The organism is Scytonema hankhaensis NUACC26 (genome assembly GCF_045865695.1).
Classification (GTDB): domain Bacteria; phylum Cyanobacteriota; class Cyanobacteriia; order Cyanobacteriales; family Nostocaceae; genus Scytonema.
The window spans coordinates 182,643-197,161 of record NZ_BAACAP010000253.1 but is presented as its reverse complement, the minus strand read 5'-3'; the positions used below and the strand labels follow the sequence as shown (position 1 = coordinate 197,161).

Sequence of the window (14,519 nt, the reverse complement as noted above, 5' to 3'; positions counted from 1 at the left end):
AAGTTGAATGTGTACCACAAGAAGAAGTTGAATGTGTACCACAAGAAGAAGTTGAATGTGTACCACAAGAAGAAGTTGAATGTGTACCACAAGAAGAAGTTAAATGTCTTTTAATTTATTTTTTAATTTGAAAGTCCCTAAGTAGAGAAAGGGACTTTTTTCTAAAAAGGCTGAAAGTCAGAGGCAGAAGAAATTAATATTGATTTAAGGAAACTATTTGAAGGAGAAAAGACTAAGTATAAGGATAAAAACTTAGTCAACTGTCAAAAGTAAGAAATTTAAAGTTTTTTACACTGGACTTCAAATTCTTGATTCTTCATCTTCCCTTAATCGATCCCCAAGTGGGATTCAAACAATCGGAGCGGTTCATGGGTTATTACATTTCTCCTCGCTTTTTGGACAAACTTGCTGTCCATATCACTAAAAATTTTCTCGATATTCCTGGTATCCGAGTTCCCTTAATTCTGGGTATTCACGGTCGTAAGGGCGAGGGTAAGTCTTTTCAGTGTGAGTTGGTCTTCGAGAGAATGGGTATTGAAGCGACTCTCATATCAGGCGGCGAACTTGAAAGCCCAGATGCTGGAGATCCAGCACGTCTGATTCGCTTGCGCTATCGAGAAACAGCAGAATTGATTCGCGTGCGCGGTAAGATGTGCGTGTTGATAATTAACGATTTAGATGCAGGTGCGGGACGTTTTGATGAAGGTACGCAATATACGGTAAATACTCAGTTGGTTAACGCCACGCTGATGAACATAGCTGACAATCCAACTGATGTCCAACTCCCTGGTAGTTATGACGCTAACCCCATACAGCGCGTACCAATTATTGTGACTGGCAATGATTTCTCTACCCTCTACGCGCCACTTATTCGTGATGGTAGGATGGAGAAATTTTACTGGGACCCAGACCGAAATGATAAAGTTGGTATCGTCGGTGGGATTTTTAGTGAAGATGGGCTTTCACAACGGGAAGTCGAACAACTGGTGGATACTTTCCCAAATCAGTCGATAGATTTCTTCAGTGCGATGCGATCGCGAATTTATGACGAACAAATCCGACAATTTATTCATGATGTGGGTATCGAACAAGTATCCCGGCGGATTGTCAATAGTGTTGAAGGACCACCACAATTTAGAAAGCCAGATTTCAGTTTGTCTCATTTACTTGAGACGGGTAAGTTAATGGTTGGAGAACAAAAACGAGTTGATGATTCTCGATTAGTGACTGAGTACAACATCAGGATGCGCTCAAATTATCAATCAGCGCCTCCACCTGCAACACCAACTTATCAACCATCAACAAATGGTTTCACTCAACCAACACCAACAAATGGTAATGGTTACCAACAACAGCAACGTTCCAATACAAAATTAAGTCTTGAGACAATAGAACAAGTACGTCAGATACTATCTCAAGGTTACAGAATTGGTATTGAGTATGTAGATGAGCGGCGCTTTCGTACAGGTTCCTGGACTAGTGGGACAACAAGCTCAATCACTGGTGAAGATGATGCCATCTCAACCATTGAGTCTTGTCTTGGAGAACATGGCAATGACTATGTGCGCTTGGTAGGAATCGATCCCAAAGCAAAGCGGCGAGTTGTAGAAACTATTATTCAACGTCCTAATGGAAAGCGGTAGTTGAATTGTGGTACGGGCTTCTAGCCCGTCAAGCCAACTATATTTGTTGCTGTAACAATGCGGAGCTATATTACCGAGATAGAAAATCTTGTAAATCCTTTGTGCGCTGTTTTGTCAGTCTTTCTAGGCATCCGTTTCTGAAAATTTCATACCCCGTTCCACCACGAGAACCATAGGTTTCAAAATTACAATTGTTATCGCGGAATTTAATCCAAGCTTGTTGTGCGGAAATGAGTATTTGTCTTTGCTCATTGATAAGATTAGATGTCACTGTTTTATACACTTCATTCAAGCGTCTATCCGCTGCTTCGTAAGACAGTTGAGAACAATACTTAAGTTCTGGTGTTGAGACTGCCTTGTTACAATTAACTCTTTGAGCAAAAATCTTTTGTGCGGAACTTGGTGTGGTAATTGCTGTAATGGAAAGGGGTGCGATCGCAATGCTTACAAAACTGAGAGTCAGTCTCGAATATTTATTTTTTACAGACATACACGTTGTAATTTTTATATCTTCAAACTCAATATATTTTCTGGGTTAGATTGAGTAAATAAATAGTATAAAGCATGCAAAAATTATGAGAGCAAAAAGATATGAATCTTAAAATTCGAGCTAGTTACACACGGGTAAGTTGCTCGCAACGATTGCATGAAAATAGTTCTTTTCCAATGCCCAATGCTCAATGTTAAACTTGCAATTTTCAAGCCATAGAAGCTATAAAGGGAAACTCACTTTTAATATTCCACCGTCTGCCATCATGTACTAGCAATGTTAAAACCGAAACAGTCAACTCAAAATGCACCTGACTCTTCTCAAATTCAGACCATGCAGCTTTAAAGTTTTGTCTGGTTAAATCCTTAAAAGCAACTGTCATGTGAGGAACAAAAGGACGTGTTTTGCCAACTTTATCTATAATCGCTAAGTGAGTTTCTAGATACGACATGAGATTTAGATGTAAAGTAAGCAATTCAGGGCTTCTAACAACGTCAATATAAATGACACGAGGTATAAAGGCAGCATACCCGTTCAAGACAATTGGTATAGAATGTTGACTGCTAGCAAAAGTAGCCAAATGTTCCTCTAGTAAAGGAATGTCAGTATCCGCCCATTCAAAAGGTGGTTGCAAGGTAATGTGTGGTGGAGATTTTTGGGCGTGACTGCTAGCGTACTTGTCAGCAAAGTACTGCTTAATTTGGTTAGCGTAGTCTTGAACTTTTTGAGGTGGTAGGAGAGCTATAAAATATAGTTTCATCGGTCAAGTGGTCACTGGTCACTGGTTACTGGTCACTGTTCACAATAATATGATGAGGTTGTAAAAGGAATGCCCTGGTTTGTGAAAATTGAAGAAGGTAAGGTGGAGAAACCTATCTTTGACCAATACGTACCAGCTCATAAAGCTTACGTACAAGAGTTGATTGCTAAAGGACACAAGGCAAAGACTGGTTACTGGGCACAACGTGGAGGAGGTATGATGGTGTTTGAGGCAGCGTCAATGGATGAAGCACAGGCAATTGTGGACAGTGACCCATTGGTACAAAATAGCTGCGTGAGCTACAAACTCTACGAGTGGAAAATTGTTATTGAATAACACGCAATTGAAAAATTTAGTGCTATTATAAAAAAGACCTGGATCTACGCGGCTGCAACGCCCAAACCTTGTCAGAACCGGAAGGTAGCAGCAATACGGGATGCTTGTAGCAGGCGTAGTCTCCGGGTCGCCCTATTTTTAGGAGCACAGAAGCGACAATGCCCGGTTTTGGCGATCTTGTTAAAAAAGCTTTTTATCTCGGTGTAGGTTTGGCTTCTTATGCGGGAGAAAAGGCAGGCGGTACAGTATCAGAATTGCGATCGCAAGTCCAAAAGCTGGCAGACGAAATGGTGGCGCGGGGCGAAATGACAACAGAAGAAGCCCGACGCTTTGTTGAAGATATGATGAAGCAAGCGCAACAAGCACCGACCTCCGTTTCGACAACTGAGACAAAGCCTCAATCAGAACCTCGTCGCATAGAAATTTTGGAAGAAGACGAAGAGCCAACGGCAAGATCGGATTCTCCTACAGAGAATGTGGATAAATTGCGGGATCAAGTCAGGCAAATGCAAGAAGAATTGCGTAGGTTGCAACGAGATAAGTAATAGTTAAGTATTGGAGAGGCAATTTATTGTGCCTCTAAAGTATAGTAAGTAAGTAGTCCTCAGAATGTACGCGAGTGCTTGAAGCCATGTACAATTAAGCGTCCAGATAAGAGGCAGTTAAGGACGTAAAAATATATGGAAAAGTGGCAGAAAGAGTTTTGGGAAATGATGGAAACAGTGGCGGATGAAGTAGAACGCTTTGTTCTGGGGATGACAGAAATGGTGGATAGCTTCTTTGAACTGACGGAAGAACTAAGCGAACAAGTACAAGATGCGATCGCGTCTGAAGTTGACCAGTATTTACAAGATTTGACAGAACCAATTTTGGAAGTTTACTGGGAACTCGAAGATATTATCATAGACGACGTTATTCTAGATTCTGGTTTTCCATATCCAGTCGAACCATCATCAGAGCGAAATGCTGCTTGTATAGGATGCCGTCACTACCACGGACAAGTGTATGGTGGGGAATTGTTAGTTTGCGGTATGCATCCGTATGGATGGAATGATGAAAATTGTCCCGATTGGGAACAAGATGAGTTATGAATCAGTGACCAGTGACCACCTGACTAGTGACCAATGACCACCTGACCACCTGACCACCTGACCAGTGACCAGTGACCAGTGACCAGTGACCAGTGACCAGTGACCAGTGATAAATAATTATGGAAATAAAATATGGCGAGCGTAATATTGCGGAGGGACAACTTATTACGTTTCCTAATCCGCGTGTTGGCAGGCGATATAACATTGATATCACTTTGCCGGAATTTACTTGTAAATGTCCATTTTCTGGTTATCCAGATTTTGCCACAATTCACATTACCTATATTCCAGATGAACGGGTAGTGGAACTAAAGGCACTGAAACTATATATTAATAATTATCGCGATCGCTACATTTCCCATGAAGAAACTGCCAATCAAATCTTGGATGATTTTGTAGCAGTGTGCGATCCTCTAGAAGTTGTGGTGAAAGCAGATTTTGCGCCTCGCGGTAACGTACACATGATAGTTGAGGTACAACATAAGAAGCATCAGTAAGCCATAAGAAGGTAGAAGCAACTTCGTAACAAAACATGGAATGGCGGTGCGTTATGCGAAGGCTAACGCACCCTGATGACAAAGAAACAAAGACGAAATTATGCTGGATAAATCCGCAGCCGCCGATTTGGTTCTTCCCCAAAACTATCAGACTTGAGACGATAGTGTTCTACCAACTCGTGTTGCATTTTGCGTACAGAAGCAGAACGGGGTAATAATTCGACGGGCTGCCCTTTAGGGATCACAATTTGCTCGACAGCAAGTCTTGCTTCTTCTAAGGCGTCAATTTCATCATCGCTAGCGCTATGCAAAAAGAGTTGCATTTCGCGTTCGTCGCCAATTTCGGGATCGTCAAGATTCAGCAGGCGTCGCAATCCTCTGGTAATCTGAGGTATGGTGCTAGCTTTAATCATGTGGATTGGAACTTGGCGAGCTTTTGCTAATTGTCTCAATTTGGCATGGTTTTTGACGTGCGCTCGCAACGCCAGTATTGCATCAGCACTATCGATATCTTTTGTCAAGACTATGGGCAAAGATAGAACTTGAATGACCTGATCCAATTGGCTGCGGCTGACACCATAAGGGTATATGTGCAGTGGTAAATCTTCACCATTCGGTCCTGGGTATCTACTTTCAGTATCAAAGTCATCAAATTGACTTAAAGATTCATCCAATAAGCGGTCAAACTCGCTTTTCCCCGACCCGTTTTGTGTTTCACTTCCTAGTGAAGGCAGGGGTACCATTTGTCCGGTTGTACGCCATCCGTTAGAATGTCTGGCTGAGGTCGCAAAACTTTCCTCGTTAACTGTTGCGAGGGTGCGACTCGTAAGAGGAATGACTTGACGGGAAATGACTACCTTGCCATTCTCATCAACAGTTCTAACTTGCGGATTCGGATGCCGTCCTCGAAGAAGAGTATCAACTGTCTCCGATACACTTTCATGTACTACCCAGCGCTCTCGTTCCAACATTTCTACAGCAATTTCAAAAGTCGGAGGGGCTTTTCGTTCCAAAACAGTTTTTTGAGTTCCTCGCCGCCTTGCTTCGTCGTCTCCGAGCGTCACAGCTTGGATACCACCCACTAAATCTGAAAGCGTTGGGTTTTTTATCAAGTTTTCAATTTGGTTACCATGAGCAGTTCCTACCAATTGGACGCCTCGTTCGGCTATAGTACGAGCGGCTAGAGCTTCGAGTTCCGTACCAATTTCATCAATCACAATGACTTCTGGCATATGGTTCTCCACCGCTTCAATCATCACTTGATGTTGTAGTTCTGGATGAGCCACTTGCATCCGTCGCGATCGCCCAATGGCAGGGTGAGCAACGTCTCCATCGCCTGCTATTTCGTTAGAGGTATCGATAATCACTACTCGTTTGTGTAATTCATCCGCCAGAACGCGGGCAATTTCCCGTAAGGCTGTTGTTTTGCCCACACCTGGGCGTCCTAGCATAAGAATCGATTTTCCAGTTTCTACTAAATCGCGAATCATGCCAATTGTTCCGAAGATCGCCCGACCAACGCGACAAGTCAGACCTATGATCTTTCCGCTACGATTGCGGATGGCACTGATCCGGTGCAGGGTTTGCTCAATTCCTGCCCGATTATCTCCACCAAAAGATCCCACTCTTTGAATGCAATCATCTATCTGTTCTTGAGTCACAGGTACTTCACTCAGATACTCAGCTGCTGAAGGAAACCGAGCTTCTGGGCGACGACCTAAATCCAAGACTACTTCAACTAAGCTATCTCGTTGTGGATGCTTTTCTAGAGTTTGCCGCAGGTCTTGGGGCAGTATATCTAATAACTTTTGGAGATCGTCTGTAATCGTCATGCTTTCTATGGTGACGTTTTTTAGAGATAGCGAGGACATTTCCATAGTGGGGTTTTCCATCTGGGAAAATGTCGCAAAAGCGGATTTTGGGACTAATAACCCCTATTGCCGCAACTTGAGCTGGGAAACGAGGGAATCTGCAAGCTTAACTGCTTGCCAGAGCAAGAATGGTTCTTCTTCTAGGCGCATACTTATTTTGACATTGGCTTGGATCACCTCCCGTTGTTCTAACTCTTCTAAAATTGGTAACAGCAAGACGCGGGCGTAGCTACCGTATGCGATTCCGGCTATGCTTGGCGATTGGCGATTGGCGATTGGCGATTGGCGATTGGCGATTGGCGATTGGGAAACTTTCTCATTTCCCAGTCCCCAATTCCTAGTCCCCAATCCCCTCAAAAGACCCATCGCCCGTAACTTAGCTACGGTGTAACTGTTGGTTCCTCCTGCTAACTGCACATAAAACTTTTTGCCCTAATTTGACTGCTGCTAGTGTCGTGCCATCACCAATATCTCCACTCATAGGACGACCATCTGTTTGCCAAACTAGGACGCAAGGTAGGGGGTTAATGACTTCATAGAGACTGCGAAGATAGTCAATCAATCCGTCCCCATCTGGACAGCTAATTGCTACTAACTTTAACCGCTCAACCCACGGCGTAATGGCTTGCCACAACCTTTTGAATTCTGCCAAACGTCCAACATTTGTATGGATTTCTATGGCATCTACCCCACTTGACAATATCAATGGTGCGATCGCTCCTGGTGTTGATACATATGACTTTGTATAAATTATATCATATGGACAGACAGGAATGCAACGACCACAGCCGTAGCACTTTTGGGACAAGACTCCCGAAAAGTTACTCTTTGTGCCATCGAAAACAATTGCTTGTGCCGGACAAATTTTTTCACAGGGGCGATCGCAGTTTGTGGGGCATTGCGTGACTTGAAATTCGGCTTTCCGAAAATGCGGGTCTTCGCCATCATTAAGGCTGACCATCAAGAGCGGTTTTTTTTCGTACCAGCCAAATCCTTGCTGTCCGGCTGACCTACCCAACTCTGATGCAATTTGCAGCCCCTCCTTAGCTGCAGCAATCACAGACGGATCGGCGGCAACATCTATGCAGTCAGCCCCCGCCAATGTGTAGGCTAATGTTAAGCTTCTGACTGCAGGCAGATGTTGGAAACTGGCTCCGCATATGAGCTTGAACCAGTGACCTTCCTCAAGCGAACGTAAAGGGTCTAACAAATGAGTCACAACTCTATTATGCAATGCAATAGAAAAATGTAGAACATTAATTTAAAAACTCATGACTTGTTCGAGAATGATTTGCTGAGCTTCAACCGCACCGAGGGCAATTCAGTTGTATGATGAAGATTCTTATCTTTCTCTTTACACTTAGCCATAGTACGCGCTCGAGCCACAAGTCCTCAGTTTTCCATGTTTGATGCTATTTCTGCTGGCTCAACTGGTATTTCAACAATAAACTCTGCTCCTTTCCCAACTGAGGAGTGACACTGGATTTTTCCTTGATGTTTGTTTACCACAATTTGATAACTAATTGATAATCCTAGCCCACTTCCTTTTCCAATCGGCTTTGTTGTGAAGAATGGATCGAACAAACGCGATCGCACTGACTCATCTATTCCAGGTCCATTATCAGCAATGCTGATTCTCACTGCATTTTTGCTTGTTATTTGAGTTTGAATGTAGATTGTAGGGATTGGCGATTCGGAATTGGGGATTGGGGGTGTAGTATTCCCAGTCCCCATGCGCCAGTCCCCAGTCTCCCGATCCAAAGCATCAATCGCATTACTTATGATGTGCATAAATACCTGATTGAGATCGCTAGGATAACAAGTCACTAAAGGCAAACTACTGTATTCTCTTGTAATATTAATACTGGGACGATGCTGTGTTTCTCTCAGTCTATGCTCTAACATGACAATAGTACTGTCTATCCCCTCATGGATGTTGACTGGCTTCATATCAGCTTCATCAAGTCTTGAAAAGTTTTGTAACGCCAGGACTATTTGTCGGATGCGATCGGCTCCTCTGTACATAGCACCCATTAACTTTTGTGCATCATTCATCAAAAAATTTAAGTCTACATCCCGAATGATTTGCTGAATTTTTAGCGTGGGCTGTGAATACTCTTCACGATAAACTTCCACAACGTTAATTAACTGTTGGAGGTACTGACTAACGTACTCAATATTTCCGTAAATCAAACTAATGGGATTGTTAACTTCGTGGGCAATTCCAGCAACTAGCTGTCCCAATGCTGCCATTTTCTCATTTTGAATTTGCTGGACTTGGGCAACTTTTAATTCGTCAAGAGCCTTTTGTAACAATAAATTCTGTTCTTTTAGTTTTCCTTGAAGAAAACGCAAATTGATTTGATTTTCAATTCGCAATAAAACTTCTGCTCCATGAAATGGTTTAGTGATGTAGTCCACACCTCCAACGTCAAAAGCTTTCACTTTATCCAATACATCGTCTAAAGCACTGATAAAAATAACTGGAATATCGTAAGTTCTTTCATCAAGTTTGAGTTGCTGGCAAACCTCATATCCATCCATTCCAGGCATATTAATATCAAGCAGAATTACATCTGGCAAAACCATATGACAAGCAGTTAATGCCATTTTACCATTCAAAGCTTTCCGAACTTCATAACCTTGTGTTGTTAGCATGGCAGATAACAGACGTAGGTTATCTGGTGTATCGTCAACTACTAAAATATTGCCCTTATATTCCTGATTTAAATGCATTTTTTAAAATTAGACTTTTAACGGAGGAGTAAACATTGTTTTCAAGCAACTTTAATTTTGCCCGCTCGTTACTCCTTTGTGCTACTCTTCATTTAAAGAATCCTCCTCAAAAATTTGCTGTTTATTCCAACACTCAATTTCTCCTATGATAGAAAGATTTCCGGAGCCATTTTTTCGGGCAACAGGCACGCAAGCACAATATCCATTACGTCCTTGTCGTTTCGCTCGATCGAGAGCCTTGTCACTAGCTGCAAGCAGGGTTTCTGGTAAAGACGGATTCACCGGAACCTTAGTTGCTATACCCATACTTAAGGTAAGATAATTCTTTACGAAAGATGAAGAATGGGGAATCTTGAGTTCTTTTATCCTTAACTTAACATTTTCAGCGACTCGTACTGCTCCATGAAAATTCGTATTGGGTAAAACAACAGCAAACTCTTCTCCTCCATAACGAGCAACCAAATCGGCAGGACGCCTGACTGCATAACGAATAGCGCGAGCTACTTTCCTTAAACAATCATCACCTGCCATGCGACCATAAGTATCATTGTAAGATTTAAAACAGTCTATATCGCATAAAATAAAAGAAAGAGGTATTTGCTCTCGTGCCGATCGCTGCCATTCTCGTTGCAAGTAATCGTCTAGAAAACAGCGATTAGACACTTGTGTTAGACTGTCTACCCAAACCAACTCTCGCAATTTGTTGTTAGCCGCTTGCAAAGCCGATTCAACTTGAAGGCGTTTTTCTATTTCTAGTAACAACAAAGCATTTTGCTCTGAAAGCTTTTGATTAGTTTCTCGTAGTTCTCTCTGTAATCTTTGAATAGTTAGTTGATTTTGTACCCGTGCAATAACCTCTTCAAACTGAAATGGTTTAGTGATGTAGTCCGCGCCACCAACTTTAATGCCTTTGACTTTATCTAAAACGTCATCTAAAATACTGATGAAAATTACGGGTATATTAGAGTTAACTGGATCGGCTTTTAATCTTTCGCATACTTCATAGCCATCCATTTCTGGCATATTAATATCTAGCAAAATAATATCTGGTGGTAAAGTTTTGACGGCAGTTAAAGCCATTTGTCCGTTAAGGGCTTTACGAACGTGATATCCCTCTTTTGCTAAGATGGTTGATAATACTCGCAGATTATCAAGCTGGTCATCAACTATAAGAACATTGCCATAATTAGATGTTGATGGATCTTGATTCATAAGCTGTCCTTTGATTTACCATTGAGGTACTGCGGTAATCAGATCTAGAGCAGAGTCTGGGTCTACTGCTTTAGAAAACAAATACCCTTGAGCGAGATCGCAATTCAAGCTCCGTAACTGAGCCAATTGTTCGGGAGTTTCGACACATAAATGCGATCGCATTCATGCCCATAGAATGGGCAATCCCGATTGTTGCGGGTACAAGTCCCATGTCTTCTTGGTTCTCCTGCATTCGGCGAACAAAGGATTTGTCAATTTTAAGGGCATGAAAAGGAAATCTGTGTAAGTAACTCAACGAGGAGTATCCAGTCCCAAAATCATCCATAACTAACCTAATCTTCCTTTCTTTCAATTGCTGAAGAATTATTTTCAGTGTCTCAGTATTTTCCATGATGACACTTTCTGTAATTTCTAGCTGCAAACAGGTTGGAGCGATTTGAGTTTCATTGAGAATTTTGTCAACGATTGCTATAATGTCTAGGTAAGAAAACAGACCTGCTGACAAGTTGACACTCATAGTGAGAGAAGTCTCTGTTTTTGAGCGCTCCTGTCAGATGCGTAATTGATGGCAAGCAGATTGTAAAACCCAAGTGTCAATAGCCCCAATCAAACCTGTCTCCTCTGCTATGGGTACAGATATAGTGGGGGGAATTAGCCCTTGAATGGGATGTTGCCAGCGTACAAGGGCTTCAAATCCAGAAATTCTGCCTGTTTTTAGGGAAATGATGGGTTGATATTGAACAAAAAACTCTTGTCGTTCTACTTGATTAGTGTCTTTGTTCAAAACTAATTTTTCGTAACTCATGGGATTTTGACTTTGGCGTGTTACTTAATTGTTTCAAGCCATCATGATTTACCCAATCCCAGAATATGCGGAACTCTATATGAAGACAATAAGAAAGGCAAAGACAACCAAAAGCTCAGAATTCTTCAACTTGTAGAATCTATCTCTTGTGGTACGGGCGTCCTCGCCTGTACTCAAAGTACGCAATAGCTGACTATAAAAACCAGGCTTCTAATTTTAAAACTTAGGTAGAACTTTGAATTGTTTGTTGGAAAGCAATTTTCAGATTAGACATAGGTGTGAAAAAGATGTAAGGGCGCTCTTGCATTGCGCCCCTACCAAGATTTTTGGGTAATGCATAATTAATTTCTGGAAATGTCTATTGTATGGTCTGAGGAATGTACGGGCGAGGACGCCCGTACCACAAGAACCACAAGAACCACAAGAACCACAAGAACCACAAGAATTACAAGACAAGAACCACAAGAATTACAAGACAAGAATCACAAGAATCACAAGAATCACAAGAATCACAAGAACCATAGGAATAAAGTGTGGTTCCAAATCTTGAAAACTGTTGAGTGTTTTACCACTAACAACTAACAACTAACAACTAACAACTAACAACTAACACTAATTTTTATATAACTCTTTCTTATCTATTCCCCCAATTTGATTGGGAGGCCAAAAGCGAAGTACTGCACGACCAATAATATTTTCACGGGGAACAACACCCCAGCAACGACTATCGTAACTACTGTTACGGTTATCTCCCAGTACTAAATATGAGTCATTTGGTATTGTAACGGGTTGAGAGAGGAAAGGGGGTTGTTGACCGGATGTACAAACGTCAACGACTGTACGCTGTCCATCTGTCAGATACTGCTGCTCTGGTAAAAGGTTACCATTGATGTACACTTTGCCGTTCTTGAGTTCTACTTTTTCTCCAGGTAGGGCAATGACACGCTTAATAAAAGCATCTTGATATTGTTCTTTTTGTAGTTCTTTTGTGGGAGAAAATACTACAATATCGCCTCGCTTTGGTTGGGAGAATTTGTAGCCTAATTTATCCACAATAATTTTGTCTGCTTCCCACTGATTTGGGGAACCATGTAAAGTTGGTTCCATAGAACCAGAGGGAATCCAACGGGCTTCAGCAACAAAAGTACGAATTCCTAGAGCGAGAACAACGCTTAAGACAATCGTTCTACCTAGTTCCGCGATCCACGAATTATTTGGCTGTTGGTGGCTAGAGTTATTGTCAGACACTTGATTTTGCATGAAAGTACTAGAGTGATAGCTTAATACAAAGCAGAGATTTGATTTATTTGAGACGGGGTGTTGTATTGATTTATCTTAACTTTACAAAAAGGCAGTCGAAATGAAAACGATAAAGTAGGGTGAGCATTGGCAATCAATGTCGGTGGCAATGCTCACCCTACACTCTATTTTTAAGTCAGAGGGTAGAAAGAAATTCATACAGTCAGACGTAGTTTAAGAAATATTAACTTTTTTGTAACGAAGAACACAATACTCCCGCTCATAGTTCAACCAAGTTTAACCTATATGGATGGTAACCTGTTACGCTTAACTCTTGTTATAAAGCAGTTCATCCATGCCATTTACCGCAAGTAGTTTGCTAATTCGTCGCGCTCGCATTGTCCTACCCACTGGGGAATTGCTAGTTGGTGATGTGCTGACGAGCGATCGCACAATAGTTGAAGTGGCTCCCGAAATTACAAAGGCAACTCCAACCAGAGAGATTGACGCCGAAGGGTTAACTTTGTTGCCTGGAGTCATCGACCCACAAGTACATTTTCGAGAACCGGGACTCGAATATAAGGAAGACTTATTTACAGCGAGTTGTGCTTGTGCTAGAGGGGGAGTCACTTCATATTTAGAGATGCCAAACACGCGCCCTCCAACAATTAGCCAATATGCACTTGATGACAAGTTACAACGAGCATCTCAAAAGAGCCTAGTGAATTATGGGTTTTTTATAGGAGCAACAGCAGATAACCTTCCAGATTTATTATTAGCAAAGCCAACACCAGGAATCAAAATTTTCATGGGGTCGATGCATGGGTCATTACTGGTTGACCAAGATGCTGCACTAGAGGCAATTTTTGCCAAAGGAGATCGGTTAATTGCCGTGCATGCAGAAGACCAAGCTAGAATACAACAGCGAAGAGCAGAATTTGCTGGAATTCACGATCCTGCCGTTCATTCTCAAATTCAAGATAACCAAGCAGCATTACTAGCAACCCAACAAGCCTTAAAACTTTCTAAAAAATATCAACGGCGCTTGCATATTCTACATATGTCAACAGCCGAAGAAGCAGAGTTGTTGCGTCAAGATAAACCAAGTTGGGTGACAGCAGAAGTCACGCCACAGCATTTATTGTTGAATACAGATGCTTATGCCAAGATAGGGACAAGAGCGCAGATGAACCCGCCTTTGCGATCGCATCGCGATAACGAAGTTCTTTGGCAAGCCTTACGCGACGGTATTATCGACTTCATTGCCACAGACCACGCACCACACACTTTAGAAGAAAAAGCGCAAGAATATCCCAAAACTCCCTCTGGAATGCCCGGAGTAGAAACTTCCCTGCCTTTAATGCTAACAGCCGCGATGGACGGGAAATGTACTCTCGCTCAAGTCGCCAATTGGATGTCTCAAGCCGTAGCTAAAGCATATTCTATTCCTAACAAAGGAGCGATCTCACCTGGTTACGATGCCGATTTAGTCCTAGTCGATTTGAACACTTACCACCCAGTCCGTCCAGAAGAGTTATTAACCAAGTGTCATTGGAGTCCTTTTGAAGGTTGGAACCTAACAGGATGGCCTGTTGTGACGATTGTAGGCGGTCAAATTGTTTATGAGAAAGGCAAGTTGCATACAGAAGTCCGAGGTCAAGCTTTAACTTTCAATCAATAGTTAGTGGTTAGTGGTTAGTGGTCACTGGTCACTGGTCACTGGTCACTGACCTATCAGGAAATTCTTTAAGAAACTGTTCGCAATTAACATTTTCTGATACGTAAGTGTATTTTATAGAAATTTCATGAAATCTTAACAAAAATCTACTGAGTATTTGT

General features: G+C 42.0%; 12 protein-coding genes, 1 other RNA gene and 2 pseudogenes. 7 read left to right on the top strand and 8 right to left on the bottom strand.

Going from position 1 to position 14,519, the window contains the following annotated elements:
* Nucleotides 1-368 precede the first annotated feature (368 nt).
* A complete protein-coding gene (locus tag ACKTT2_RS50260) occupies nt 369-1,643 on the top strand; it encodes a RuBisCO small subunit-like domain-containing protein (RefSeq protein ID WP_407900633.1) in 1,275 nt (424 codons plus the stop codon).
* A 70-nt stretch (nt 1,644-1,713) separates the two neighbouring features.
* Here the strand turns inward: ACKTT2_RS50260 and ACKTT2_RS50255 are convergent, their stop codons facing one another.
* Nucleotides 1,714-2,133: a lysozyme inhibitor LprI family protein gene (locus ACKTT2_RS50255; RefSeq protein WP_407900620.1), complete on the bottom strand. Its 420-nt coding sequence runs from the start codon at nt 2,131-2,133 to the stop codon at nt 1,714-1,716.
* Nucleotides 2,134-2,341: 208 nt separating this feature from the next.
* A complete protein-coding gene (locus ACKTT2_RS50250; RefSeq protein WP_407900619.1) occupies nt 2,342-2,893 on the bottom strand; it encodes a 2'-5' RNA ligase family protein in 552 nt (183 codons plus the stop codon).
* Nucleotides 2,894-2,962: 69 nt separating this feature from the next.
* Between ACKTT2_RS50250 and ACKTT2_RS50245 the strand changes: the two genes are divergently transcribed.
* From ACKTT2_RS50245 to queF, 5 genes are all read left to right on the top strand, one after another.
* The gene (locus ACKTT2_RS50245; RefSeq protein ID WP_407900618.1) at nt 2,963-3,229 is read left to right on the top strand and encodes a YciI family protein; all 267 of its coding nucleotides are present in this window, start codon (nt 2,963-2,965) and stop codon (nt 3,227-3,229) included.
* 35 nt (nt 3,230-3,264) lie between these two features.
* An RNA gene (gene ffs, locus ACKTT2_RS50240) (signal recognition particle sRNA small type) lies at nt 3,265-3,361 on the top strand.
* 26 nt (nt 3,362-3,387) lie between these two features.
* Nucleotides 3,388-3,774 (top strand): phasin family protein, encoded by a 387-nt coding sequence (locus ACKTT2_RS50235; protein ID WP_407900617.1) that lies wholly within the window; start codon nt 3,388-3,390, stop codon nt 3,772-3,774.
* Nucleotides 3,775-3,909: 135 nt separating this feature from the next.
* Entirely contained in the window at nt 3,910-4,320 is a 411-nt protein-coding gene (locus ACKTT2_RS50230; protein WP_407900616.1) for a hypothetical protein, read from the top strand.
* A gap of 119 nt (nt 4,321-4,439) precedes the next feature.
* Nucleotides 4,440-4,817, top strand: coding sequence for a preQ(1) synthase (gene queF / locus ACKTT2_RS50225; protein ID WP_407900615.1), 378 nt, complete (start codon nt 4,440-4,442; stop codon nt 4,815-4,817).
* 98 nt (nt 4,818-4,915) lie between these two features.
* On the opposite strand, the gene ACKTT2_RS50220 is transcribed toward queF, so the two are convergent.
* The 6 genes and pseudogenes from ACKTT2_RS50220 to lepB form a co-directional block, all read right to left on the bottom strand.
* Entirely contained in the window at nt 4,916-6,649 is a 1,734-nt protein-coding gene (locus ACKTT2_RS50220; RefSeq protein ID WP_407900632.1) for a R3H domain-containing nucleic acid-binding protein, read from the bottom strand.
* A 102-nt stretch (nt 6,650-6,751) separates the two neighbouring features.
* Nucleotides 6,752-7,907 (bottom strand): annotated as a pseudogene (gene ldpA, locus ACKTT2_RS50215) (circadian clock protein LdpA).
* A 173-nt stretch (nt 7,908-8,080) separates the two neighbouring features.
* Nucleotides 8,081-9,424, bottom strand: coding sequence for a hybrid sensor histidine kinase/response regulator (locus ACKTT2_RS50210; protein WP_407900614.1), 1,344 nt, complete (start codon nt 9,422-9,424; stop codon nt 8,081-8,083).
* An 81-nt stretch (nt 9,425-9,505) separates the two neighbouring features.
* Entirely contained in the window at nt 9,506-10,636 is a 1,131-nt protein-coding gene (locus tag ACKTT2_RS50205; protein WP_407900613.1) for a diguanylate cyclase domain-containing protein, read from the bottom strand.
* Nucleotides 10,637-10,651: 15 nt separating this feature from the next.
* Nucleotides 10,652-11,432 (bottom strand): annotated as a pseudogene (locus tag ACKTT2_RS50200) (putative bifunctional diguanylate cyclase/phosphodiesterase); the annotation flags it as partial.
* A 621-nt stretch (nt 11,433-12,053) separates the two neighbouring features.
* Nucleotides 12,054-12,701 carry a signal peptidase I gene (lepB, locus tag ACKTT2_RS50195; RefSeq protein ID WP_407900612.1) on the bottom strand — a complete coding sequence of 216 codons (648 nt, stop codon included), beginning with the start codon at nt 12,699-12,701 and terminating at the stop codon, nt 12,054-12,056.
* A gap of 334 nt (nt 12,702-13,035) precedes the next feature.
* Between lepB and ACKTT2_RS50190 the strand changes: the two genes are divergently transcribed.
* On the top strand, nt 13,036-14,361 hold the full coding sequence (locus tag ACKTT2_RS50190) for a dihydroorotase (protein WP_407900611.1): 1,326 nt from the start codon (nt 13,036-13,038) through the stop codon (nt 14,359-14,361).
* Nucleotides 14,362-14,519 lie beyond the last annotated feature (158 nt).

Excerpts from the sequence above, each read along its gene's own strand:
- ACKTT2_RS50260 (WP_407900633.1), top strand. The coding sequence starts at position 369 with ATGGGTTATTACATTTCTCCTCGCTTTTTGGACAAACTTGCTGTCCAT.
- ACKTT2_RS50255 (WP_407900620.1), bottom strand. The coding sequence starts at position 2,133 with ATGTCTGTAAAAAATAAATATTCGAGACTGACTCTCAGTTTTGTAAGC.
- ACKTT2_RS50250 (WP_407900619.1), bottom strand. The coding sequence starts at position 2,893 with ATGAAACTATATTTTATAGCTCTCCTACCACCTCAAAAAGTTCAAGAC.
- ACKTT2_RS50245 (WP_407900618.1), top strand. The coding sequence starts at position 2,963 with ATGCCCTGGTTTGTGAAAATTGAAGAAGGTAAGGTGGAGAAACCTATC.
- ACKTT2_RS50235 (WP_407900617.1), top strand. The coding sequence starts at position 3,388 with ATGCCCGGTTTTGGCGATCTTGTTAAAAAAGCTTTTTATCTCGGTGTA.
- ACKTT2_RS50230 (WP_407900616.1), top strand. The coding sequence starts at position 3,910 with ATGGAAAAGTGGCAGAAAGAGTTTTGGGAAATGATGGAAACAGTGGCG.
- queF (WP_407900615.1), top strand. The coding sequence starts at position 4,440 with ATGGAAATAAAATATGGCGAGCGTAATATTGCGGAGGGACAACTTATT.
- ACKTT2_RS50220 (WP_407900632.1), bottom strand. The coding sequence starts at position 6,649 with ATGACGATTACAGACGATCTCCAAAAGTTATTAGATATACTGCCCCAA.
- ACKTT2_RS50210 (WP_407900614.1), bottom strand. The coding sequence starts at position 9,424 with ATGCATTTAAATCAGGAATATAAGGGCAATATTTTAGTAGTTGACGAT.
- ACKTT2_RS50205 (WP_407900613.1), bottom strand. The coding sequence starts at position 10,636 with ATGAATCAAGATCCATCAACATCTAATTATGGCAATGTTCTTATAGTT.
- lepB (WP_407900612.1), bottom strand. The coding sequence starts at position 12,701 with ATGCAAAATCAAGTGTCTGACAATAACTCTAGCCACCAACAGCCAAAT.
- ACKTT2_RS50190 (WP_407900611.1), top strand. The coding sequence starts at position 13,036 with ATGCCATTTACCGCAAGTAGTTTGCTAATTCGTCGCGCTCGCATTGTC.